Origin of the sequence: Hyphomonas sp. FCG-A18, from assembly GCF_045287255.1 — a bacterium.
Taxonomy (GTDB): domain Bacteria; phylum Pseudomonadota; class Alphaproteobacteria; order Caulobacterales; family Hyphomonadaceae; genus Henriciella.
Genome location: NZ_CP137142.1, coordinates 1,680,222 through 1,703,808, shown reverse-complemented (window position 1 = coordinate 1,703,808; position 23,587 = coordinate 1,680,222). Strand labels below are relative to the sequence as shown.

The window sequence follows — 23,587 nt, the reverse complement described above, 5'->3', positions numbered from 1 at the left end:
CCCTATAGGGCTATCTTTTATCTAGCGGCGGCCGGTTGGGTTGCCCGGTGTTGATTCATCAGTACGAGGCAGGCCAACAGCGCCGATATTGCCGAATAGCTGTTCCCAGACATTCAGTTCGCGACCCCGTGTGGCGGTTTCGCGGGAAGCGTAGGAGATGATTTGACCATCAGTCTCATCATACTCAACAACTTCATCAACGACGTTTTCTTCAGTGAAGCGGATAGCTGTAATCAAACGTTCTTTGGTCTTTGGCGTTAGGTACGCAATCCGCTCACGCTGTGTGGAGATATAGAACCATGTGTTCTCGTCAAAGATACTCTCAGTCGATGGCGACCCAAGTTGTGCCAGAACGCTGGCGCGGGTATCGATTCCAGGCTGGATTTCAGCGGGCTGCACATCATCTGATGTATACCCGTGAAAGTCTTCAATCGGTGTAATACAAGCCGTTGTCAGCGCTGATAAGGCGATGGAAGCAAGAATGACACGTCGCGCCATGGCGGAACTCCTGTTACTGGCGCTGAGATAACGGTGAAACAGGCCTGCTGGCAAGCGCCCGGCGGCAGGAAGGAACATTGATGTTTGGTCAGATTCGGAAATGGCTGGGCAAGCAAGACGCAGATAAGCGGGTGTCAGAGCAGTGGCATAGCGAGATTATGGCGATGGCCCGTGATCCAGAGCCCTTTCTGCGCGGTTGGGTAACGGACACGCTGGAAGGGCGATTCGCCATGGCGTCACTGGTCACAATTCTGGTTTTGCGCCGCCTGCGGGATATTGGCAGCGAAGGGCGCGCGCTGGCGGATGGCGTCTATCGCGAAGTTTTTTCAGGATTTGATCATGCCTTGCGCGAGCATGGTGTTGGCGATTCATCCATTGCGCGACGCATGCGCAAGATGGGGGAGGAATTCTTTGGCCTAGCTCGTGCAATCGATGCCGCGCTTGCAGGAAAGGGGGATGAACCCCTGGCTGAAGTCTTGCGCCGTAACGGCATCATCAAAGCGGACGAACACAAGGAGGCCTTGGCCGATTGGGTGATGCTGCGTGAGGGTGAGTTAGCCAGATTGGATGAGGCAGCTTTGCTGGCCGGGCAAGTCGGTTGGCGCAAGCTTGCATAGCTTGCTTGCGTTACGGGCGTTGCCTTTGGTGATAACGCCGCATAGGTTGCGCGATCTGTAGAGGAATGGAGGTCTGTCTATGGGCAGTCTGATCCTGTCCGTCGATGGCATGGGCGGCGACAATGCGCCGGATGTTGTGCTCGACGGGCTGAAGCGTTTCGCTGACCAGCGAAGCGATGTCTCATTTTTGGTTCATGGTAAAGCATCTGTCCTCGAGCCCGGCCTGTCGGCTCGTGGCTTGAGCGAACGTTGCCAGATCCTGCACCATGATGACGTGATCTCAATGAGTGAGAAGCCTTCAGCGGCGCTGCGTCGACGTAATGGTACGAGCATGTGGGGCGCTGTTCAGTCTGTGAAAGCCGGTGAAGCGGCTGCGGCGGTATCTGCTGGGAATACAGGCGCACTCATGGCGTTTGCGATGATGTCCTTGCGCAAGATGGAGGGCGTTCATCGCCCTGCAATGACGGCGATCTGGCCGACCGTAACGGGGCGCTCCATCGTGCTCGACGTTGGTGCGAATCTCGAAGCTGATTCTGATCAATTGGTAACCTATGCCATTATGGGCGAGGCTTACGCCCGTGCTGTGCTCGGTACAGCTAAACCGACAATTGGCCTGTTGAATATTGGCTCCGAAGAGGAAAAGGGACGCGATACACTGAAGCTTGCGGCTGAGCGCTTGCGCGATGATGCGCTCGGACTGGACTTCCGTGGCTATGTCGAAGGCAATGATATCTCTACGGGGGCAGTCGATGTTATCGTGACCGATGGGTTTACCGGCAATGTCGCACTGAAAACGGCGGAGGGGACAGCCCGGCTGGTGGCAAGCTATGTCAGGGATGCGCTGACGAGTTCAACGATGAGCAAGCTGGGCGCAGGGCTTGCGGCTTCTGGGTTAAAGAAGCTTAAGCATATGATGAACCCGTCGCGTGTTAACGGTGGCGTTTTACTCGGCCTGAATGGGGTTGCAGTGAAGAGTCATGGTGGCACAGATGCCGAAGGTTTTGAGACGGCGCTTGGCTTGGCGGCAAGTCTGGCTGATAGCAACTACATGGATGAGGTCGCCCGCGGTCTTATCCGGGCAGCAAATGGTGTGATGGCGGAGGATCAGGCGTGAGTGAATGGCGCAGCATAATTCGTAGCACGGGCGGTTATCTGCCTGAGCGGATCATGACCAATGATGATATGTCGAAGATTGTCGATACATCTGATGAGTGGATCCAGGCGCGGACAGGGATCAAGCAGCGTCATATTGCGGCTGATGGAGAGCTGACATCTGATCTCGCCACGGCTGCGGCGCGACAGGCCTTGTCAAATGCGGGCATCGCTGCTGCTGATGTTGATCTGATCATTCTTGCAACGACGACACCAGATCAGACCTTCCCGGCGACGGCCACAGCCGTGCAGGCAAAGCTGGAAACCGGTGCTGGTGCTGCGTTTGATGTGCAGGCAGTCTGTTCGGGCTTTCTGTTTGCCATGGCGACCGCAGATTCCATGCTCAAGAATGGCCTGTTCAAGACGGCACTGGTGATTGGTGCAGAGACCTTCACACGGCTATTGGATTGGTCTGATCGTGGTACATGCGTGCTGTTCGGGGATGGTGCCGGCGCGGTTGTCATGACACGCGAGGCTGCTGACACGTCTGGTGATCGCGGAATTCTCGCGCATCACATTCAGACCGATGGCACCAAAAGTGACTTACTCTATGTCGATGGTGGCGCATCTTCGACAGGAACGATTGGCCATGTGCGCATGCAAGGGAACCAGGTGTTCCGCCATGCGGTGACCAATATTTCCAGCGCAATTGATGTCGTCCTGAAAGAAACCGGAACGCATGTCGATGAGATTGACTGGTTTGTCCCCCATCAGGCCAATCAGCGGATTTTGAGCGGTGTGGCCAAGAAAATGAAGCTCGATGAGAATAAGGTTGTCTCGACTGTATCCCAGCATGGCAACACGTCTGCGGCGTCGATTCCTCTTGCTTTGCACACTGCGGTCAGCGATGGTCGTATAAAACCGGGCCAGTTAATCCTGAGCGAGGCCATGGGGGGTGGATTTTCATGGGGGGCTAGCCTCTTCCGCCTCTAATTTTTGGTATTTCGTTAAGACTTGGCCCTCTATTGTTAACGAAGAGGAGCCTGAACCTGTGACTACTCAGCAAACCCTGACCCGAGTTGAACTGACTGACGCGATTGTGCGTGAGGTTGGTCTGACGCGGCAGGAATCCTCAGACCTGCTTGATCGTATGCTTGAACTCGTTTCATCCAGCCTGGAGCATGAAGGGCTGGTGAAGCTCTCGCGCTTTGGCAATTTTCAGGTGCGCCGCAAGGCTGCACGTGAAGGACGCAACCCCAAGACCGGGGTAGAGGCGACAATTTCAGCACGGCGGGTCGTGACCTTTAAACCTTCGCCGGCCCTGAAAACCAAGGTCGACGGCAATTAGACAAGAAAGACTTGCCAATGGCCCGCACAACCGCACGCCGTGTAGAGAAATCCGCAGATGCTTACCGTTCAATCGGTGAAGCCGCAGAGGAACTCGGCCTGCAAACCCATGTGTTGCGCTATTGGGAAACCAAGTTTGGCAAGTTTGTAAAACCGCTCAAGCGCCGCGATGGCCGGCGCATGTTCCGGCCTGAGGATATGGCTGCCTTGCGGGCCATTCAGATCCTGGTGCATGAGCGTGGTCTGACCCTGAAAGGGGCGCTCAATCTTCTTAACGAGCAGAGTGTTGCGGCTGTTCTGGAAGGGGATGTGAATCTGGTTTCAGCGCCCGCTGAGGCCAAGACAGAAGACCCGGTCGATAGTCCGGCCCGCGCGCTTCAGGAAACAGTCGCAAAATCATTCGACGCCAAATTTGCGCCCGCTGAGCGCGCTGAGACTGGTCGAAAGCTCGAAGCTGTTCTGGCGGACCTGACCGATATCAAGGCTCGCCTTGATGCAGCACGTTTGCGCAAGGCTGCTTAGCACTCAGCGTTTATCAAACTTGTCTGCCTTGCGCTCGCCAAACAGCATGCGCTGTTCAAGGTGCTTACGCAGGGCAGTGTAGAAGCCTTCCAGAAACTTGAGATCATCCATGGGGCCTTCCTCCCATGCGATTTTCTTTTGGATGCGTTCTGTAACCGTTTTGCGGATTTCCGGCGTGGACTGACGCAGCACATCTTCAAGAACATGCAGTTCGTGAATGCCATACACGTTTAGCTGCTCTGGTGTGAATGAAAGCGCGTTTGCCTCGGTACTGGCTGTCGTGGTGGTGATGTCTTTAAGAAGCTGAACCTTTGGGGCGTGGACAACAATCGTTCCCGCGATCAGATCACCCGCTCGCATCTTTTCGCGATTGAACAGTGGAAAAAGCAGGAATATCCCGCTCCAGACGAGCAGTGCGAGGTTTATCCAGGCACTGATCTGACTGTCTATGAACAGGAATGAGGCCAGCACGCTTAGCGGAACAAAGACTTCCAGTTCCCGCATAAAGTTTCGGACGATCACGGCGTTTGACTTCAGACGTCCGCCATTTCTGGCCGCGACGCGCAGACCGAGGGCGCGTTTGCCGGGAGTCGCCGCGCGGCGACCGATTTCGAAGAAGATAAAGTAGAAATTACGGATGAAGAAAATAATGACCGTGGCAACGGCGCCTGCGACCTGCCAGCCGCGCATGCCCATGGAACCGGCAATAATACTGATCCCGAGGATAACGAGAATGATGCTGACAATCTGGATGGCGAAATCGAGGAGGAAGGCCCCAGCGCGTTCCCCGGCGCTGGCGATACGCAAATTCAGAGCGGCCCCTTCAGGTGTGATCAGCGTTTTGACACGCTTGGCCTCTTTCTGAGCGTGCTTTTCCAAGGCCTTTCGGCGGGCCAAAGCCGCACGGCGCTGCTTTCCAACACTCACATCGCTCATGCGCGGTCTCCGGGTTGGCGACGCGGGAGGTAGAAGTAGGTGAGCCACAGGATGAGAGAGGTGCCAGCAAAGGCATAGCGCACCACATCATTATTGATGAGCTGTCGTCCAAATGCTTCGATCAAGGCGGCGATGAAGAGCATGACAACTGCGCCTGCAATGACGTTTCCGGCCTTCTCTCCCCGCAAGCGCAGCGCTTCTAATCGCGAATGTCGACCGGGGAAGGCCGCAGCCCCGCCAATCATGAAGCCTGCCGCGCCAGCAAGGATGACCGCGAACAGCTCGGTTACGCCGTGAATGAAGAGCCAGCCCGTAAGCTCATATCCCAGACCCTTGGCCCAGAAGACGGCATAGAAGCTGCCGAGATACACGCCATTATAGGCCAGCAAAACAGCCGTCGGGATGCCAAAGGCGAACCCTAGTGCAAAAGCAAAAATCGCAATTCGGCTGTTATGAGAGAACAGATCCGCCGCAAAAGCGCTGAGCAGGTCTATAATATCGGTGTCTTCGGTATACAGCGTATCTCGTAACTCAGCATAGGTTGCATTGGGATTGCGGGATTCCCATCCAGAGTGGAAGGTCCAGAACCACTCGCTATCATTCAAAGTCAGGATGAAGGCCAACAAAGCCGGGCCAAACAGACAGACAAAGGCCAGCAAGGTCGGTCGCCATGCCCCGGAAACCGCTGCGGGCCAATCGGTCCGGAAGAATTGTACGATCCGCTCACCCATTCGGGTTCGCGATCCATAGACGAAGAAGTAAGCGCGCGCGGTCAGGCTTTCGAGATAGGCGATCACATTCTGATCAAGGGAAATGCTACGCGCGACGGACAAGGAAGACACAGCTTGTCGATAGAGACCGGGCAGGGCGGCCATGTCCTCATCACTGAGGCCTGCGGAACCGCGCGCCTCGGCCTTCTTGATGATGTGATCAAGGCGGTGCCAGTCGGTCTCGCGCTCTTCACGGAAGCGGTAGGATTTGATGACGCGATCGTTCACAGCATTTCCCTCCGCTTGATCTCAAGGTAGCGGCTGATCAGATCAGCGCCAAAGCGCTCTGGCCGCGTTTCAATCACCTGAACGCCCATATGTTCAAGCTTGCGCAAGACCAGCTCCCGGTCCCGCAGCAGGCTATCAGCTATGACAGCGCGGGAGACGTCTGCGGCTTGTCTAGGCTCAGCATCTATAAGCTGGTTTAGCGGCTCATCCTCGAAACAGGCGAATACGACCAGATGGCGATCTTGCAAGCGACGTACGTTTTCGAGCATCAGCTCGGCGGAAATCGTATCTACAAAATCCGAGAACAGAATGATCAGGCTGCGCCGCTCAAGTCGGGAAGCAAGCGCCGTCAGGGCGAGAGTATAATTGGCTTCTTCAGCCGAGTAATCCAACCGCGAAGCCAAGCGCTGCATATGGGGGAAGGCGCCCGCTCCGGTCAGGACATTAGAGGTCACGGTTGGGCGGGCATCAAAGCCGAACAGGGCAGTTTTGTCGCCTGAACGTAAGCTGACATAGGCCAGCAGAAGCGCAGCATTGATGGCCCGGTCAATCTTGGGCACGCCGCCAAGCGGCTCGCACATCAAACGGCCAGTATCGAACGCAAAGACGATATTGTGGTTGCGCTCGGTTCGGAACTCTTTGGCGAGGAGCGTGCGGTGGCGGGCTGAATGCTTCCAGTCGATGGCGCGGCGATCCATGCCACTGACAAATTCTCGCAAAGCGTCGAACTCAGATCCATCGCCGCGATCAATCTGCATCTTGATGCCGAAATCAGCATCTCTGGTGTACAGGCGAACGGCTTCTTCCTGCACCCAGCGCGTATTTGGAGTGATCGGAATGGCGTGGTCCAGTGGGACGACTTTTCGCAGGCGCAAGAGGCCCAAAGGCCCTGTCCAATCAAGCCATAAGCGGATCAGCTTTCCTTCGCCGCGGCGTATCGGTGTTAGCGGGATAGACCATTCATGAGTGCGCCCGGTCCATCCCCGCAACTCGGTTGGGATGGGGGAGGTGATGAGCGTGTTCACTTCAAGCAAGGCGTTGACCTTGCCGGGCTTGGGGCCCGCCATCATGGTCAGGCTGAAATCGACGGGGTCGTCTGCCCCCATATATAACAGGGGCGGAGCCTTGAGCCCTATATCGGCCTGCGCTGGACGACCAGCCAGGATCAGGTCGGTCAGCATCAAACCCGCAATCCCGGCGAGCCAGCCGGCACTGATCACCCATAACTGTGGCGCAGCCACCGCTACGAAGAGCAGGACTGGCAGGCCAGTAAACATCAGCAGGATGGAACGCAGGGTCGGGGCGATCATGGCAGTTTGCCCTTAACGTGGCGCTGCGGTCTGTTCGATAATATCGATCAGTGTCTCGTCGGTTGTGCGCCCTTCAATTTCTGCGGCTGGAGACAGGATAACACGGTGGCGCAGGGCTGGGAGCGCCAGATATTTTACATCATCGGGCACAACATAGTCTCGCCCATCGAGGGCAGCACGGGCACGGCTGGCGGCGGCAAGCGCAGCAGCTGCGCGTGGGCTTGCGCCAACACTCAGGGCCGGTGTCTCGCGGGTCGCGCGAATGATGTCGACAATGTAGGCGACAATATCATCCTGAACGCGAACCTGAGACACGCTATCTACGGCGTCCTGTAACTCTTCTGCGGTGACAGCGGCTTCAACCCCGAAAGCATTCGCGGTTTTCATGCCTGTCCGGTTGCCATGGCCGGAAACGATGGCGAGCTCTTCTTCGTGTGTAGGGTAGGCAAGGACATGCTTGAACAGGAAGCGGTCAAGCTGGGCTTCCGGAAGCGGGTAAGTGCCTTGCTGCTCAATCGGGTTCTGAGTCGCGATGACAGTAAAACGCGGGTTCAGCGGATAAGTATCACCGTCAATCGTGACCTTGCGTTCCTGCATCGCTTCGAGCAAGGCGGCCTGTGTCTTAGGCGGGGTTCGGTTGATCTCATCTGCCAGCAGAATATCCGTGAAGATCGGTCCCTTGGTCAGGGTGAACTCATTGGTGGAGAAGTTGAACAAGTTCGTGCCGAGGACATCGCCGGGCATCAGGTCCGGTGTGAACTGAATACGGCCAAAATCGAGTTTGATGGCGGCTGAGAAGCATTGCGTGAGGAGGGTCTTGGCGGTTCCAGGTGGGCCTTCCAGAAGCACGTGCCCTGCGCTGAACAGGGCCGTCAGCATCAGGTCAACGGTTTCGCTCTGGCCGATAATCCCTTTTGCCACCTGTTCACGGATGCGACCGGCGAGGTCTTTAATGGCATCAATCTCCATGAGTGATCTCCTTGCGCCAACGCCACAAGCGGTTGGCTTTATCTGTCAAATCTTCGCGGGTGCGAGCATCGCTGGTGAGCGGCCCGCCTGTGTCTTCAAACTTGCTGTCTATGCCGCGCTGTTTGGCGATGGCATTCAGGGTTGTTGTAAGCGTGGCATCATCGGTTTGCCGGGGCAGACCGAGATGGCGGATCAGGGTACGGCGGGTCGCTTCGAGATAGCGCGGGGCCATTGTGCCCTCGCGCCGCGCCATGGCGATCAGGCCCGCACTATTGTCGGCCAATGCTTGTTTCCCAAAAGCAATGGCGCGGGTCTCGCGTTGGGGTGGTCCGAAGCGGATTGCTGCGCCCCAGCCGATCAACAACATAGTTGCAAAGGCGATCAGGGTCGCGCCTAGGAAAGGAATGTCAAATATCGCCTTGAGGAGGTTTTCCGACCGTTCAAAGCCGTGAATGGTCGCATCAAACGTAATCGGGGCTTCAGGGTAGGGCTTGAGGCTTTCGATCAGGCCGAGGGCAAAGCGGGCATTTTCACGCCGAACAATGCCAAACGTGTTCAAGATATCTGGGTCTGAGAGAATGAAGATGTCCGTTGCTGGAATCTGTGCGACAAGGGTACCCCCGGGAACACTGATAACCGGTCTCAGGCTATCAGAGTCAATTACTTGCATCTCATGCTCAAAATCCGGTTGGACGAGACCAAAGGGTGTTGAGAATTGTCCCGGGTTTCGCAAACGCCAGACCCTGGCATCACTATCAAATGTGGACAGGATATCAGAAACAAGATGACTGCTGAGCAGGCCTGTATCTTCCTGCCAGGACCGTTTCGTGCGGTCTGCGCGTCCATACCATTTCGGTAAGACATAGAGGGTTGGTTCACTCGTCGTAGAGGGAACGAAGTCATCCAGACGATCAAATCCAAACCTAGGGATCGCGATGATCAGGAGGCCGTCGGCATAGTCGCGTGTTTGAGCAAGGCGCGAGATTGTAACGGTTTGCCCATCTGCCTCGAGGAGACGGAAAAGCCCCTGATAGCCGAGCGCTGAGGTCGAGTAGGGATGTTCGCCAGCACGGTTTTTGTCTGCCAGATCAGGCGACCAGCCCAGCATGGCAAATATGGCGGTAAAGGTCAGCAGGCCAACCGCAACCAGAATACCGACGATCTGGGCTGAAAATGGATTGGCTGTTTGAGGAAGCCGCTCACTCATGATGGTGCCTCCCCAAAGGCGAAGCTTTGATAGGCGGTTCGCGCTTCTATCCAGCCATTTTCATCGACGGGACGTCCGCCAAAATAGCTGCGCTCCACAATCCTGATGATCGGGGCCAGTCCCATACGGATCAGGTCCGGTAAATTGGACAGGCGGCCAATCTCACGGGCCGTAAGCGAGCGCTTTACGCTGGCGGGTTGGCGCTCCTGAATGAGGTCAATGGAGCGGAAGAGGAGCGCATGAACAGCCTCGGCAAACCGCCCTTGGCGCGCGAGGGCTTCAGCATCGCCAAGCAAAGCCCGCGCGGAAGCTTCATCAGGCATCAGATCAGGCGCAATGGAGATATCCTTGCCTTGTTTTGTCTCTGCCTCACGGCGGCGCAGAGCAAACCCCTCACCGAACATGAAATAGAGGCCCACAAGTATCGCTAATGCGACAACAAAGAGCGTGATGTAGCCGAGTGTGCTGCCGAGAAACCCGAACACATCCGCGAAGAAGTCACCGATGGCCTCAAGAATGGGATTGCGGTCGCGGGGCTCTCGAAATTCGATGGGTTCTGGCTCTTCTTCGGGCCTTTCGGTTTGGAGGTCGGTTTGGTCATCCAGACTGGAAAGAGCTGCATCAAGACGTGAGTCTTCGATCTCTATCGCTTCAAGGCCATAGAAAGTGGCGTTTACTTCAGCATTGCTTGCATCAACTTCATATGGGTCTTGAGTGGCGAGTTCCTCAATCACATCGGGAGGAATAGTCTCGTTTGTTTGAGCAGTCGCTGTGAGGGGCAGCATCAAAACAAAGGCCGCAAGGAGCAATCCTGTGTACCAAGCCATTTGCTGATTTATGCTCAAACCCAGTCCTCCCGCATTCCACGCTTATTCCAAACGATTTGCGCGCCGTCTATGGCCTCTTGCGCGGCGCATGATCTCATCCGATATGGCGGACTTGGCAGAAACAAGGCGAGACCATGGACCGGACTAGGCAATATGCTGAGTTAAAAGCAGAAATTGATGCGGTGGTTGCCGGAGAAACCTATGTTCCGGCGCGTTATGCCAGTGCTGCTTGCCTGTTGGCCGAAGCGTTTCGTCCACGGTTTTTCTGGACCGGGTTCTATGTTGTTGATCCGTTGAAGGAGCGCGAGCTGGTTGTGGGGCCCTATCAGGGCACTTTGGGGTGCCTGCGGATCCCTTTTGAGCGCGGGGTTTGCGGGGCCTGCGCTGACCAAGGGAAGACTATTATTGTGCCGGATGTGCATGCTTTCCCGGGGCATATTGCCTGTGACAGTCGTACCAATTCTGAAATTGTAGTGCCCGTCTTTGATGCCAATGGCGATCTTGCTGCGGTGCTCGATGTCGACAGTGAGCAGCCGGATGCCTTTGATGAGATCGATCAGGCCGGGCTTGAAGCGATCTGTCGTGATCTGCTGACGGTTTGATTCGACCTTGCTTGTCCTAAGCCAAAATGCTGGCGTTCGGACCGATCCAATCGGCGAGCTGTTTCTGACTCTCAAGCGATAGCTCAGCCCACGCTTCGCGCAGATTTTTCAGACACTTGGCCTGATATCCAAATGTGCCTTGCTCATACGTTCCGTCTTCAATGGTAAGAGAGAAGGTTTTCTCACCTGCCTCCAGAGCGTCGAGATTGGCTTGCAGGAAGGGGAGATAGGTTTTCCCGGCTTCACCCAGCAAGACTTTTGCAGGTACGGAAAGCTCATCTACCCAATCGCCTTCAATGCCGCTGGCATCATCGGCATGATCGAGCCACCGGTAGAGATAAGGCGTTTCGGACCGTAGCCACGCCATCGGTGTCGGGTCGTAGGACATGACTTTGAGTTGGCCATAAAAAGCCAGATCGGCGAGGCTGATCCGATCACCAAACAGGAAGCGCTGGCCTGACAGGCTCATGGCCTCCAAATGGCGGCAACAGCGCTTCCAACTTGCCTCAATCAGTGGGCCTGTTTGCGGGGTACAGCCAACCAGAGCCATGCGTGAAATCTGGCGCGCTCGAATGTCAGCAGCCGCTTCCTCGACTTGCTCCTGTCCGGCATTGGGCAGGCTGTCAAACATCAGCCAGTTGGCACACCATTCGGCATCCTCTTCGTACGCCCAGCGATAGTGGAACATGGCTTTCATGAACCATTCATCGGCCATGTCTTCGAGCAAGAGACAGGCAAAATGCGCGAGTGGATCAGGGGGGAGTAGATCCCGTCCTTCACCTTCCAGGCCGATCAGGAAGGGCGTTGAGTCATTCGTCCATGTGCCGTCGGGCCGTTTAATGACGGGTATAACTGGAACTTTAGCGTTCGGCATAACCGCCATTCGGTCCACAACGGTCATCCCCGTCCAGGTATGGATCAGGCGCTTGGCGCGCATCGCAGCGCGGACCTTCATGGAGTAGGGGGACCCTAACGCGCCATAGACGTGATAGGTCTCACTCATTGTTCTTCCCCGTGCAGCCAGAGGGGGCGGGTCACGATCAACTCCTGACATAAAAGCCCTGCATCACGGTGGCGGGACATGTCTTTGTAATTGGGATGGTTCAACGTTTGAATGAACGCTTGCCGGCTGGGGAAAGTGTTCACCAGCACGCCATCCCAATCCCCCCCACCGATGAAGTAGCGCTCTGTTACAGAGAGCAGGCTGGTTGTGCCCCCGACTTCTGCTGCGGCTTTGGTGAAGGCTTCTGAATAGCGGACATAGGCCGTCTGGCCATCGCAGTCTTCACCATATTCTGGGTCTTCAGGCTTGTACTCGGCTTTCACGCGGAACTTGAGGAGATTGACCTGAGAGACAGGACCATCATGCGGATCATCGCGAAAGGCGCGGAACTGGTCTGCGGTGGGTTGGAAAGCAGGCATGGCAGTTTCTCCTATCCGTCGACGCGTTGTGCGCCTTGCGCGCGGACATGTTCAAGCGTTGGATAGCCGTTCACGGCCATCATCAGGTCGGCTTCGGCAAGGATGCATTTCAGGACATGCGCCGCCCCCTCAGCGCCGCCGAGCGCGAGGCCATAGGCATAAGGGCGACCAACGCCAACAGCAGTTGCGCCAAGGGCAATAGCCTTGACCATGTCACTGCCGGAGCGAATGCCGGAATCAAACAGGACCGGGGTATCCCCTGCGCCTTTGACGACGCCGGGCAGCATATCAATCGCGCCAATCCCGCCATTTGCCTGTCGCCCGCCATGGTTGGAGCAGTATATCGCATCCACGCCCATATCATTGGCGCGACGGGCATCGTCCTCATGACAGATACCTTTCAGCACAATCGGCATGTTTGTGCTCTCACGCAGCCATGACAGGTGATCCCAGGTCATCGTCTCGGCAAAGATTGGTGCCCATGTGCGAATGGCGGTTGCCGGATCTTCTTCCGGCGGTTTCTCCAGCAGGCTGCGGAAGACCGGGTCGGTGAAATAGTTTTGCAGAACATGGCCGCGCAATTGCGGGAAGTTCGAGGTTGCGAGGTCTCGCGGACGCCACCCTGTAACCCACGTATCAAGCGTGACGACCAGAGCCTTATAGCCAGCTTTCTCAGCGCGGCTGATCAGGCTCTCGGCCAGCCCCTTGTGGCGCGGCGTATAGAGCTGGAAATAGGCTGGGGTGTCACCACAATGTTTGATGACCTCTTCGAGCGGATCATTGGCAAGCGTGGAGGCCATGAAGGGCACGCCAGTGATTGCCGAGGCTTTCGCTGCCGCGATGTCACCATGTTCATCCTGCGTGACGATGCCGTTCACGCCAATCGGGGCCATGAAGGCGGGGCTATGAAGCTTATCCCCAAACAGGAGGATTGAGAGATCGCGGACACGACTATCAACCATCATGCGTGGAACCATGCCCCAATGGGCAAAGGCGCTGGCATTGCGGTCTTGGGTCAACTCATCACCGCAGCCGCCCTGCACATAGCTGAGCACATGCGGCGGCATGGCCTCGGTTGCACGCTGGACGAGTGTTTTGAACTCAACCGGATATTTGGGGATGACGCCTTGCAGGCCGCCAAAGTAAATCTCGTTCTGATAATCCCCGAAATGGGCGGGGCGATTGCTTGTGTCAGCCTGCATGATGTCCTCCTGATATCTTTTCTGAATATTCAGGAGGAACCTTCGGTCTGTCTAGGCTTTGTTCGTCGTCTCCAAGATTTTTATGGTGACATAAAAAATAACAGAGCTGGCTAATATAAATAGCAATCCAGATTGCCATTTTGGAAGTGCGTCATCCATTCCTGAAAGATTGAAGACCAGGTAGATTAAACCAGCCTCGAATCCGATAATCCCGGCGTGCTGCCAGTTCATTTTTTCTCGCATTTACTCTCCCTTCAAATGCCGATCCAGAAATGCCATGCGCGTGCGCATCAGGTGCGTGCGCAGTTTTTCGCCGCGAATGCCATGACGCTGTCCGGGATAGGTCATCAGATCAAACACGATACCGCGTTGTTGTAGCTCCGCCATCAGACGGGTGGTGTTATCGAAGGTGACATTATCATCGGCCATGCCATGGATGAGAAGCAGGTTTGGAAGCTCGGTCTCAAGCTTTTCCAGATGATGGAAGACCGAAGACTGCTCATAGCCGTCCGGATTGTCCTGCGGTGTATCCATGTAGCGTTCGGTATAGAACGTATCATACAGGGTCCAATCGGTAACCGGCGCGCCCGATACGGCAGCTTTGAAAGTCCCTTCCGGGGCTTGCAGGATCGTCATCAGCGTCATGTAGCCGCCATAGGACCAGCCCTGAATGGCAATATTGTCGGCATCGACGAAGGGTTGAGCTTTCAGCCAGTTCACGCCAACCAACTGGTCGCGTACTTCTGGGACACCAGTCAGGCGATAGATGACATCTTCGAACCGTTTACCGCGATTGGAACTGCCACGATTATCGAGGCGGAAGACAATATAGCCCTGACGGCTATAGAATTGATCATCCCAGCGTTCCCAATCCCGGTCCACAGTCTGTACGTGTGGCCCACCGTAAACGTTGACAAGAACGGGGTACTTTTTCGTCGGATCAAAATCAGGTGGCGTTTGGATCGAATAGTAAAGCGTCTGGCCATCCTCAGCCGTAAGCGTGCCATATTCCGGAACCGTGTGATCCTTCAGATATGGGGCATAGGGGTGATCCTCGCTGAGGGCGTTTTCCTCAATCCACGCAATCAGCATTGTCGGGTCCGGACAATGGCGGGTCACTTTCGCGGCCATCGGTGTCGTGTCGATGCAATTGGTGCCTGGTAGGCGTTTGGCACCAGCCTCCTCTAGCTCAGCATCGCTTTGCGGCTGTGTAACTCGATAGAGGCCAGTTTGTGGTGGCTGGGTCGGGCTGGAACTGGTCCCGATGAAGGACTTTCCATCCGGGGCCATCGTAATCGACCAGGATTTGCCAAGTTCGGTGAGGCGCTCTGGCTCAGCGCCAGTCGCTGAAACCGCATAAAGATGGCGTTCAAGCGGTGTGTCTTTGTAGCCTGTGAAGAAGACTGTTTCGCCATCAAGACCAGCAATTTCCGAAACGTCCCAATCGCCTGAGGTTAAGTAGGTGCCTTCATCATTATCCATCAGTTTGATGTGACGAAAACCGGTCATTTCGTCAGTCAGCAAAAGGCCAGCGGCTGTGTTGGGTTTGAGGTCAAAGGACAGGTTCACCCAGTTCGGTTGAATTTCGCGCATCTGTTTCTGAGGCGCGCCATCAAGACCAAACGTGTTCATCAGGATGGTTTTCTGATCACGATCAACTGAGCTGACGATCAAAGCCATATCGGCTTCGGCTTTTTTCCAATTCACGCGTGCCAGATACTGATCCGTTGCTGGCCCCCAGTCTTCGCGTCGCCATTTAACTTCTGTGACTTCACCTGTTTCCATATCTCGAACAAAAAGATCGACAATGGCGTTCGGTCGTCCGGCGCGTGGGTAGCGTTGCTCGATGACTGTCACCTCATCGGCGGCGATGTCGAAACGCGGGATAATGTCGACGGTGCTTTCATCCACCTTGGTATAGGCGAGATAGCGATCATCCGGGCTCCACCAGTAGCCTGTATAGCGGCTCATTTCTTCCTGCGCGACGAACTCTGCGACGCCGTAGGAGATCGCTTTGTCAGGTTCAGCAGCTGGCGTGGCACGGGTTTCTGCGCCAGTTTCAAGGTCGATGACACAAACCGCGCCATCGCGCACGAAGCTGACAGACCTGCCCAGCGGGCTGACCTTCGCATCATACTCGAAGGCATCTGTGGCGGTGAGTTGACGGGCTTCGGGCACCTGAAGAGCACGTCCAATTGTTGCAACGTCTGATAGTCGCACAACCGTGTCGTCTTTTACCGTCAGGACGAGGTTTTCAAGATCAGCCGCTTCTGGGCTGACATTGCCCAACCCCGTACTGGCTTCATCAATCTGGGTTTGGATTGATGCAACAGACAGATCGAATTCGGCGGCCTTTGCCTCATCAATGCTTATACTATGGGGTGTGCCATCGGCATTTGGCAGCGTGACGAGATGCAGATCCCCGCCAATTGGGACGAGGATTGTATTTGCCGTGCCCCAATCATAAGAGACAATCCCTTTGCGCCCGGCAATGCGTTTACGTTCCCGCAGGGCCTTTTCTTCCTCGGAGAGTTCAACCTCCTCTGGCTCCAGCAGTTTGGAATCGACCAGCATGGATTGGCCCCCTGTCGCCACATCGAACTGCCAGAGGTCGTAGCGGTCGCTTTCATTCTCGCGAGCTTTCAGGAAAGTGACCCGCTTGCCATCCGGGCTGTACTTCACACCACTGGGTGTCGGGCCAGATAAGGAGGGGCTGGCATACAGGCGCTCTAGGGTGAGCTCTTCAGTTTGAACCATGGGGGCGGCGGTCTCCGATATGGAATTTGAGGTCTGGGCCGTAGAGGCTGTGCAGGCTGATGCGAGCAAGGCAATTGCGGGAATGAGATGAGTTTTCAACATGACATGACCTTAGCGTGCTTTGGTGATCTGTCATCTCTGGTGTCTGGCCAAGTTGTGGACTTGTGTGATGGCAGCTTCACACGTCATACTGTGAACAAGATCAGGAGGACGCATAATGACGTGGTGGGATGTCGCGCTTAAAAGCCTTGTAGGCGGTTTTATAGTGAGCATTGGTGTCGCTAGTGCTCAGGATGATATCATTCATAATATCACCGAAGTACGATATGACTTTGAATCAAATGCACTGCAGAGGGCGGCGGACCTGATGCTGGAAGCTTCCCCGATTATTGAATCGGGAGAACCCAAAGCGGCTGATGTGAATGCCGACTGGAAACTCAGCGTTTCGACCGAACAACATGAAGATGGCTGCAGGCTAACAAACGTTTCTGTCACGCTAAACACTGAAATGACCTTGCCTAATTGGGCTGATGTTGAGGAGATGAATGCCAAGATTCAGGCCGAGTGGGCGCGGTATCTGGCGGCCTTGAGAATGCATCAAGACGGACATGTGGAGATCAACCTGAACACGGCTCAAGAGATAAAAGCCGCATTGCTGGCAATGGAGCCATTTGAGACGTGTGAGGCCTTAAAAGCTGCAGCCGGGATGACAACGGCCACCCTTCAAGCAGAGGCCGAAGATGCGCATGCTGCTTATGACAAAAAGACCAAATTTGGGGCGCGCCAGGGCGCGATTCTAAAACGAAAGCGTTAGTGCGGTCGCTAAAGCTTGATTTTCTGCCCGGTGCGCGCAAGTAACGGCCACTTTTCTTTTTCCTGTCCTGTAAGGAGCAAGCCGCATGTCCGGACCGCAATACGTTTATCATATGCAGGGTGTGTCCAAGACGTATCCCGGTGGAAAACAAGTCTTTGAGAATATCCATTTGTCTTTCCTGCCCGATGCCAAGATTGGGGTCGTGGGCGTAAACGGGGCCGGTAAGTCGACCTTGCTGAAAATCATGGCGGGGGTTGAGACCGAATTTAATGGTGAAGCCTGGGCGGCGGATGGGATCAAGGTTGGCTACCTGCCGCAAGAGCCGCAACTGAACCCGGACCTGTCAGTATTCGAGAACGTTGCTTCTGAGTGTCCGGAAAAGAAACTGCTGGATGATTTCAATGCCATCTCCATGAAGCTGGCTGAGGACTATTCAGATGAGTTGATAGAAGAGATGACCGCGCTTCAGGAAAAGGTTGATGCTGCCGATGCCTGGGACATTGATAACAAGATCGAAATGGCGATGGAGGCGCTGCGCTGCCCGCCGGATACGGCGGATGTGAAAAGCCTTTCGGGGGGTGAGATTCGCCGGGTCGCGATCTGTCGCCTGCTGTTGTCGCGTCCGGATATGATCCTGATGGACGAACCGACCAACCACCTTGATGCGGAAACGGTTGCCTGGCTGCAAAACTACCTGATCAATTTCAAAGGCTGTGTGATCCTCGTTACGCACGACCGTTATTTCCTCGACGATATTACCGGATGGATTCTGGAACTCGATCGCGGTCGCGGCATTCCTTATGAGGGCAACTATTCCAACTGGCTTGAACAAAAAGCCAAGCGGATGGAGCAGGAAGCCCGCGAAGACAAGGGGCGCCAGCGCGCGCTTGCCAAGGAACTTGAATGGGTTCGATCCAGCCCGAAAGCGCGGCAGGCCAAATCCAAGGCGCGTATCCAGTCTTATGAGGAAATGGCGAGTAAGGCCGAGCGTGAAACCGTTGGGACAGCGACAATCCGTATCCCACCCGGACCGCGTTTGGGCAACAAAGTTCTGGAAGCAGAAAATCTGCGCAAGGGCTTTGGCAATAACCTACTGATCGAAGACCTTGATTTCAAACTGCCACCCGGTGGTATTGTTGGGGTTATTGGTCCTAACGGCGCGGGTAAATCCACCCTGTTCAAGATGATCATGGGTAAGGAACAACCGGATTCCGGAACCCTTGAACTCGGTGAGACGGTCAAGCTTGGCTATGTCGACCAAAGCCGTGATGCGCTGGATGACAAGAAGAATGTCTGGGAAGAGATCTCTGATGGATTGGACGTCATCAAACTCGGCAATGTCGAGATGAACTCTCGTGCCTATGTCAGCGCGTTTAACTTCAAGAAGACCGATCAGCAAAAGCCAGTTGGCAAGCTCTCTGGTGGTGAGCGCAACCGCGTACACCTCGCCAAGATGCTGCGTGAAGGCGGCAACTTGCTCCTGCTCGACGAACCGACCAACGACCTTGATGTTGAGACCTTGCAAGCGCTTGAGGACGGTCTTGAGAACTTCCCCGGCTGCGCTGTTGTGATCTCACACGACCGCTGGTTCCTTGACCGCATGGCGACGCATATTCTCGCTTTTGAGGGCGATAGCCACGTTGAGTGGTTTGAGGGCGATTTCTCGTCCTATCTTGAAGACAAGAAACGCCGCCTAGGCCCAGAAGCGGTTGAACCCAAGCGCGTGAAGTTCAAGAAGTTTGATCGCTAGCATTAGCTGACCTTGCGTTCGCGTTGACAATCGCCCTCGCCGTGCCACGCTCCATCTCATGAAAGATGGAGAGAGAAATGCGGGCTGTTTTAGCATGTGGGGCATTGGCTTTAGTAATGGCCTGCGCAGAGCCTGCGGATCGTACTGTGCAGCCTGAAGCATCTGCAGAGGTGAATGTTGAAGCACAAGGACTTGTCGCGCAAACGTTGCCGGAACTTGTTGAGGCCTTGGCCGCGGGAGAGGCAACGTCTGAAACGCTTACGGAACTTTATCTGGACCGGATTGAGGCTGTTGATCGATCCGGACCACGTTTGCAAAGTGTCCTCGCGCTCAATCCCGATGCTCTGTCGCAAGCCAAGGCAAGTGATGCGCGCCGCGCTGCGGGAGAGACCCTTGGGCCACTTGATGGCGTGCCGATCCTTCTGAAAGACAATGTTGAGAGCGCTGATCCGGTAGCGACGACTGCAGGATCGCTCGCGCTCAAAGACAATGTGACAGGGCGGGATAGCCCACTCGTGGCTGGCGTGCGTGCTGAAGGCGCTGTTATCCTCGGCAAGACGAATTTAAGCCAGTGGGCGAATTTCCGTTCGAACAATTCTGTGAGTGGTTGGTCTGCGCTAGGTGGGCAGGTGCGAAACCCCCATATGCTGGACCGCTCACCCTGCGGGTCGAGTTCAGGCTCCGGTGCAGCTATAGCCGCTTCGCTGGCTGCGGGAGCTGTTGGAACGGAGACGAATGGCTCGATCATTTGCCCAGCGCAGGTTAACGGTATTGTCGGTTTCAAACCGACTGTCGGTGTCCTGTCGCAAGAGGGGATCGTGCCGATTTCCGCTTCGCAAGATACTGCCGGGCCGATGACCAAGACGGTGACCGGTGCCGCGCTGATGATGGATGCGATGACTGGGGAGGCAATCTATGCTGCTGAGCTCAATGCAGAAAGCCTGAATGGGGTTCGCGTCGGAGTAATGCGTTTTGCGCAAGGATCGAATGCAGACATTCAAGCGCTTTTTGATGACGCCCTCGCTGATCTCGAGACAGCAGGCGCGATTCTGGTTGAGATTGAGGCCTTCTCGCCCGATGCGGAGAATTTCTGGGGCGATGCCCTTGCTGTGCTGCAATATGAATTCAAAGACGGGCTGAATGCTTATCTGGCGACGACACCAGATACTGTGACGGTGCGTACTTTGGCGGATGTGATTGCGTTCAATCAAGGTGAGGGGGATACCGAGCTTGCCTTGTTTGGTCAGGACCTCTTCGAAGCCTCTGAGGCGCGTGGGCCTTTAAGTGACGAAGACTATATCCGTGCTCGCGATACGATCCAGGCAGCCACACGCGCGAAGGGCATTGATGCTCTTATGGCTGAGCATAATGTGGCTGTCCTTGTTTCGCCGTCTGGTCCGGTTAGTTCCCGCGTTGATCCGGTCAATGGCGATGTCTGGCCGAGTTGGGCAGGCGCAGGCTGGATGGCTGCGATTGCAGGCTATCCCCATGCCAGCGTTCCAATGGGGGATGTACACGGCATACCGGTGGGGTTCTCTTTGATGGCAAGTGAAGGGGATGACGTCGCCGTCCTGTCCTACGCGTATGCGTATGAGCAGATTAGCCAGAAACGTGTCGAGCCGCGCTATCTGGCAACAGCCGAAGCACGACCCGAGATTGAAGCAGCGATGATGGTGGAAAGTGAATGATGGATTTGGATTTCAGTGGCAAGCGTGTGCTCATCGTTGGTGGGTCTAGCGGGATTGGAAATGGCATCGCGCATGGCTTTCTATCGCGTGGGGCGAGCGTTGAAGTCTGGGGTACGCGGCCAAGCGCAGAAGACTATGCGGGCGCAGAGGGAAGCGACCTGTCAGGGCTTGATTATAGCCAGGTGAATGTTGCCGATATCGATGCGGTTGAAGCGGTAGAACCCGGCGAGCGGCTTGACGTGCTGGTGCAGTGTCAGGGGACCGTGCGCTATAATCGCGAAGAGTTCACGCGTGAGGGCTGGGACACTGTGATGGATGTGAATATCAACTCTGTCATGGCGGTGGCGCGGAAATTTCATACAGCCTTAGCAGCGGCGAAGGGGGCGATGATCATCGTGAGTTCAGTGGCCGGGTTCGATGCGACGATTGGTAATCCAGCTTATTCGGCCTCTAAGTTTGGAGCGGTTGGCCTGACCAAGACTTTGGGAGCGGCCTGGGCCAGTGATGGCATTCGTGTGAATGGTCTGGCTCCGGGGCTGGTCGAGACCAAGCTGACCCATGTTACGACCAAGCATGAAAAGCGCTTGGAAGGAGCGCTGCGGGCGATCCCGCAGCGCCGTATGGGCACCCCTGAGGATATGGCAGGGGTGGCCCTGTTCTTGGCCTCACCACTGGCGTCTTATGTAATGGGTCATACCGTGATCGCGGATGGTGGTCTGAGCTTGCAATAGCTACTTAACAACAGAGCAGGCGACACGTGGTCCAGCGCCCCCAATGGGTTGCGTCATGTGATCGTCGCGATTTTCATGGATAATCAAAGCTGCGCCATCCTTATCAGCCAGATCTGCGAGGCTGAACAGGGTTGAGAAGGCCTCATAGCCAGCAGAGCCATCTGCAGCGGCCCAGATGTTCGGCAAATCACCGCCTTCCGGCCCATTTGGGTTGAGCAGCCCATGGCCGCCTTTGACGAGACCGAGATGTCCGCCAGATTTCTTGAATACGCCAAGATCACTGCAATCCCCGACCTGGTGCAGGTGCAAGCCATGCCAGCCTGGCGCAAGGCCGCCTTCGGCAATTGTTACTTCCATCAGGACACCGTTCGGGCCGCCAATGAGATTCAGGGCGCCGATTGATTGGCCCTCAACTCCGATAACATCACCGCTCATCCGCATCATGCTAGGAAAGACGCCGTCAGCGGGACCGGGCATTTCATGCGGTTCGGGGAGAGACTGGTGGGCATCTTGTGCCGGGGCATGCATGCAGGCTGCAAAAGGAAGAAGAGCGGCAAACAGGGCTTTACGGATCATGGTTCGAACTCCAAAGATTTGAGTACGAAAATAATAGAGCGTTCGGTGAGGGTGTCAGCCTTGGAAAGTAAAAATGATCGGGCTGATAAGGTTTTGGTCGCGCTCGGCCATTTTGAGAGCCGGGCGGCGGCTCAGGCGGCGATTGCGGCGGGTAAGGTTCTGGTGAATGGGCGGGTGCTGAGCAAAGCGTCTGAGAAGATTTCACTGGCGGCCAAGATCGAAGCGGAAACGGCGCATCCCTGGGTGTCGCGCGCGGGCATAAAGCTCGCCCATGCTCTGACCGCTTTTGAGGCTGATCCTACAGGTAAGCCTTGTCTTGATATTGGCGCCTCGACAGGCGGATTCACAGACGTATTGCTGACGCAGGGTGCAGCCTCTGTTGTTGCAGTTGATGTTGGGCGCGAGCAGTTACATGCACGGATAAAGGCTGATACTCGTGTGATCTCTCTAGAGAGCACGGATGCTCGCCATTTGAAGGCTGAGCAGGTTGGTAAGCCAAAGCTGATTGTCTGTGATGCGAGCTTTATCTCGCTCAATAAGCTTTTGCGGGTGCCGCTATCATATGCGCAGCAGGGTGCTCAGCTCATTACGCTGTTCAAACCCCAGTTCGAAGTCGGACGCGAAAATATTGGTAAGGGCGGGATCGTGAAAGACACAAACGCTGTAGAACAGGCCGAAGAGGCTTTTATTGAGTGGTTGGCGGGTGAGGGATGGCAGGTTTTGGCGCGAATCGACAGTCCGATCACAGGCGGTGATGGCAATGCAGAACGCCTGATCCACGCCCGTAAGAAATAACCCTCACTTTTTGGGTGAGGGCTTTCTCAAAAGTTCAGAACTATCGTCTACCCGGCAGGACCACGTGCGCCGCCACCGGTCTGGCGGCGGTTCAGGAAGGCAAGACGCTCGAACAGGGCTACATCTTGCTCATTCTTGAGCAATGCACCGTGAAGGGGAGGTGTCAGCTTGTCCGGATCTTGCTCGGCCATTGTCTCAAGGTCGACATCTTCATTCATCAGTAGTTTCAGCCAGTCGAGCAGCTCGCTGGTCGAAGGTTTCTTCTTCATGCCGGGAACTTCGCGCATGGAGTAGAATGTGGTTAGCGCATCTGAGACAAGCTTTTGCTTGATGCCCGGATAGTGCACCTCGACAATGTCTTTCATCGTTTGCTCATCAGGGAACTTGATGAAGTGGAAGAAGCAGCGGCGCAGGAAGGCGTCAGGCAGTTCCTTTTCATTGTTTGAGGTAATGATCACAATCGGGCGCTGGGTCGCTTTGACGGTTTCATCAGTCTCGTAGACATAGAATTCCATGCGATCGAGTTCCTGCAGGAGGTCGTTCGGGAATTCGATATCGGCCTTGTCAATCTCATCAATCAGCAGGATTGGACGCCCCTCAGCTGTGAAGGCCTCCCAGAGCTTACCTTTTTTGATGTAGTTGCGAACATCCTTGGCGCGCTCTTCGCCCATTTGGCCATCGCGCAGGCGGGATACCGCATCATATTCGTAGAGGCCTTGCTGGGCTTTTGTGGTTGATTTGATGTGCCACTCGATCAGGTCCACGCCGAGCGCTTTGGCAACTTCTACAGCCAGAACAGTTTTACCGGTTCCCGGTTCACCTTTAATTAGGAGCGGACGCTCAAGCGCAATCGCCGCATTCACAGCCACCCGCAGGTCATCAGTAGCGACATAGTTTTCAGTGCCTTCAAAGCGCATGGGAGTCCTC

At 55.5% G+C, this 23,587-nt stretch carries 25 protein-coding genes; 11 read left to right on the top strand and 14 right to left on the bottom strand.

Features of this window, described 5'->3' with window-relative positions; all coding sequences use genetic code 11:
* Nucleotides 1–21: 21 nt before the first annotated feature.
* Entirely contained in the window at nt 22–498 is a 477-nt protein-coding gene (locus RYZ27_RS08445) for an outer membrane protein assembly factor BamE (RefSeq protein WP_406679052.1), read from the bottom strand.
* Nucleotides 499–578: 80 nt separating this feature from the next.
* Between RYZ27_RS08445 and RYZ27_RS08440 the strand changes: the two genes are divergently transcribed.
* From RYZ27_RS08440 to RYZ27_RS08420, 5 genes are all read left to right on the top strand, one after another.
* Complete coding sequence (locus RYZ27_RS08440; RefSeq protein ID WP_406679051.1) at nt 579–1,115, top strand: ubiquinol-cytochrome C chaperone family protein; 537 nt, start codon at nt 579–581, stop codon at nt 1,113–1,115.
* 79 nt (nt 1,116–1,194) lie between these two features.
* Entirely contained in the window at nt 1,195–2,229 is a 1,035-nt protein-coding gene (gene plsX / locus RYZ27_RS08435) for a phosphate acyltransferase PlsX (RefSeq protein ID WP_406679050.1), read from the top strand.
* On the top strand, nt 2,226–3,200 hold the full coding sequence (locus RYZ27_RS08430; protein ID WP_406679049.1) for a beta-ketoacyl-ACP synthase III: 975 nt from the start codon (nt 2,226–2,228) through the stop codon (nt 3,198–3,200). Before plsX ends, RYZ27_RS08430 begins: the two co-directional genes overlap by 4 nt.
* 58 nt (nt 3,201–3,258) lie before the next feature.
* Nucleotides 3,259–3,555 (top strand): integration host factor subunit alpha, encoded by a 297-nt coding sequence (locus tag RYZ27_RS08425; protein ID WP_406679048.1) that lies wholly within the window; start codon nt 3,259–3,261, stop codon nt 3,553–3,555.
* A 17-nt stretch (nt 3,556–3,572) separates the two neighbouring features.
* A complete protein-coding gene (locus RYZ27_RS08420; protein ID WP_406679047.1) occupies nt 3,573–4,076 on the top strand; it encodes a MerR family transcriptional regulator in 504 nt (167 codons plus the stop codon).
* A gap of 3 nt (nt 4,077–4,079) precedes the next feature.
* Here RYZ27_RS08420 and RYZ27_RS08415 read toward each other — a convergent pair whose 3' ends face one another.
* From RYZ27_RS08415 to RYZ27_RS08390, 6 genes are read right to left on the bottom strand one after another with little or no spacing between them, the layout of a single operon-like run.
* Nucleotides 4,080–5,012, bottom strand: coding sequence for an RDD family protein (locus tag RYZ27_RS08415; protein WP_406679046.1), 933 nt, complete (start codon nt 5,010–5,012; stop codon nt 4,080–4,082).
* The gene (locus RYZ27_RS08410) at nt 5,009–6,010 is read right to left on the bottom strand and encodes a stage II sporulation protein M (protein WP_406679045.1); all 1,002 of its coding nucleotides are present in this window, start codon (nt 6,008–6,010) and stop codon (nt 5,009–5,011) included. The genes RYZ27_RS08415 and RYZ27_RS08410 overlap by 4 nt, the downstream gene beginning before the upstream one ends.
* Nucleotides 6,007–7,320: a DUF58 domain-containing protein gene (locus RYZ27_RS08405; protein ID WP_406679044.1), complete on the bottom strand. Its 1,314-nt coding sequence runs from the start codon at nt 7,318–7,320 to the stop codon at nt 6,007–6,009. Before RYZ27_RS08405 ends, RYZ27_RS08410 begins: the two co-directional genes overlap by 4 nt.
* A 12-nt stretch (nt 7,321–7,332) precedes the next feature.
* Complete coding sequence (locus RYZ27_RS08400) at nt 7,333–8,289, bottom strand: AAA family ATPase (protein WP_406679043.1); 957 nt, start codon at nt 8,287–8,289, stop codon at nt 7,333–7,335.
* Complete coding sequence (locus tag RYZ27_RS08395; RefSeq protein WP_406679042.1) at nt 8,279–9,496, bottom strand: DUF4350 domain-containing protein; 1,218 nt, start codon at nt 9,494–9,496, stop codon at nt 8,279–8,281. Before RYZ27_RS08395 ends, RYZ27_RS08400 begins: the two co-directional genes overlap by 11 nt.
* The gene (locus RYZ27_RS08390) at nt 9,493–10,323 is read right to left on the bottom strand and encodes a hypothetical protein (protein WP_406679041.1); all 831 of its coding nucleotides are present in this window, start codon (nt 10,321–10,323) and stop codon (nt 9,493–9,495) included. Before RYZ27_RS08390 ends, RYZ27_RS08395 begins: the two co-directional genes overlap by 4 nt.
* Nucleotides 10,324–10,457: 134 nt before the next feature.
* Between RYZ27_RS08390 and RYZ27_RS08385 the strand changes: the two genes are divergently transcribed.
* The gene (locus RYZ27_RS08385; protein ID WP_406679040.1) at nt 10,458–10,925 is read left to right on the top strand and encodes a GAF domain-containing protein; all 468 of its coding nucleotides are present in this window, start codon (nt 10,458–10,460) and stop codon (nt 10,923–10,925) included.
* Between the two features lie 16 nt (nt 10,926–10,941).
* On the opposite strand, the gene RYZ27_RS08380 is transcribed toward RYZ27_RS08385, so the two are convergent.
* The 5 genes from RYZ27_RS08380 to RYZ27_RS08360 are packed head-to-tail and all read right to left on the bottom strand — an operon-like array spanning nt 10,942 to nt 16,408.
* Nucleotides 10,942–11,928, bottom strand: coding sequence for a glutathione S-transferase family protein (locus tag RYZ27_RS08380; protein WP_406679039.1), 987 nt, complete (start codon nt 11,926–11,928; stop codon nt 10,942–10,944).
* The gene (locus RYZ27_RS08375; protein WP_406679038.1) at nt 11,925–12,347 is read right to left on the bottom strand and encodes a DUF1330 domain-containing protein; all 423 of its coding nucleotides are present in this window, start codon (nt 12,345–12,347) and stop codon (nt 11,925–11,927) included. Before RYZ27_RS08375 ends, RYZ27_RS08380 begins: the two co-directional genes overlap by 4 nt.
* Before the next feature lie 11 nt (nt 12,348–12,358).
* On the bottom strand, nt 12,359–13,549 hold the full coding sequence (locus RYZ27_RS08370; protein WP_406679037.1) for an alpha-hydroxy-acid oxidizing protein: 1,191 nt from the start codon (nt 13,547–13,549) through the stop codon (nt 12,359–12,361).
* A 51-nt stretch (nt 13,550–13,600) separates the two neighbouring features.
* On the bottom strand, nt 13,601–13,792 hold the full coding sequence (locus RYZ27_RS08365; protein WP_406679036.1) for a hypothetical protein: 192 nt from the start codon (nt 13,790–13,792) through the stop codon (nt 13,601–13,603).
* Nucleotides 13,793–16,408 carry a DPP IV N-terminal domain-containing protein gene (locus RYZ27_RS08360; RefSeq protein ID WP_406679035.1) on the bottom strand — a complete coding sequence of 872 codons (2,616 nt, stop codon included), beginning with the start codon at nt 16,406–16,408 and terminating at the stop codon, nt 13,793–13,795.
* A gap of 115 nt (nt 16,409–16,523) precedes the next feature.
* Between RYZ27_RS08360 and RYZ27_RS08355 the strand changes: the two genes are divergently transcribed.
* The 4 genes from RYZ27_RS08355 to RYZ27_RS08340 all read left to right on the top strand — a co-directional run bounded on the left by RYZ27_RS08355 (nt 16,524) and on the right by RYZ27_RS08340 (nt 21,289).
* Nucleotides 16,524–17,120: a DUF922 domain-containing protein gene (locus tag RYZ27_RS08355; RefSeq protein ID WP_406679034.1), complete on the top strand. Its 597-nt coding sequence runs from the start codon at nt 16,524–16,526 to the stop codon at nt 17,118–17,120.
* Nucleotides 17,121–17,205: 85 nt separating this feature from the next.
* A complete protein-coding gene (ettA, locus tag RYZ27_RS08350; protein ID WP_406679033.1) occupies nt 17,206–18,870 on the top strand; it encodes an energy-dependent translational throttle protein EttA in 1,665 nt (554 codons plus the stop codon).
* Nucleotides 18,871–18,947: 77 nt separating this feature from the next.
* The gene (locus RYZ27_RS08345; RefSeq protein WP_406679032.1) at nt 18,948–20,558 is read left to right on the top strand and encodes an amidase; all 1,611 of its coding nucleotides are present in this window, start codon (nt 18,948–18,950) and stop codon (nt 20,556–20,558) included.
* Nucleotides 20,555–21,289: an SDR family NAD(P)-dependent oxidoreductase gene (locus RYZ27_RS08340; protein ID WP_406679031.1), complete on the top strand. Its 735-nt coding sequence runs from the start codon at nt 20,555–20,557 to the stop codon at nt 21,287–21,289. The genes RYZ27_RS08345 and RYZ27_RS08340 overlap by 4 nt, the downstream gene beginning before the upstream one ends.
* Here the strand turns inward: RYZ27_RS08340 and RYZ27_RS08335 are convergent, their stop codons facing one another.
* Nucleotides 21,290–21,865: a superoxide dismutase family protein gene (locus RYZ27_RS08335; protein ID WP_406679030.1), complete on the bottom strand. Its 576-nt coding sequence runs from the start codon at nt 21,863–21,865 to the stop codon at nt 21,290–21,292.
* Nucleotides 21,866–21,916: 51 nt separating this feature from the next.
* On the opposite strand from RYZ27_RS08335, the gene RYZ27_RS08330 reads away from it, so the two are divergent.
* A complete protein-coding gene (locus RYZ27_RS08330; RefSeq protein ID WP_406681777.1) occupies nt 21,917–22,660 on the top strand; it encodes a TlyA family RNA methyltransferase in 744 nt (247 codons plus the stop codon).
* A gap of 47 nt (nt 22,661–22,707) precedes the next feature.
* On the opposite strand, the gene RYZ27_RS08325 is transcribed toward RYZ27_RS08330, so the two are convergent.
* Complete coding sequence (locus tag RYZ27_RS08325) at nt 22,708–23,577, bottom strand: AAA family ATPase (RefSeq protein ID WP_406679029.1); 870 nt, start codon at nt 23,575–23,577, stop codon at nt 22,708–22,710.
* Nucleotides 23,578–23,587: the final 10 nt, after the last annotated feature.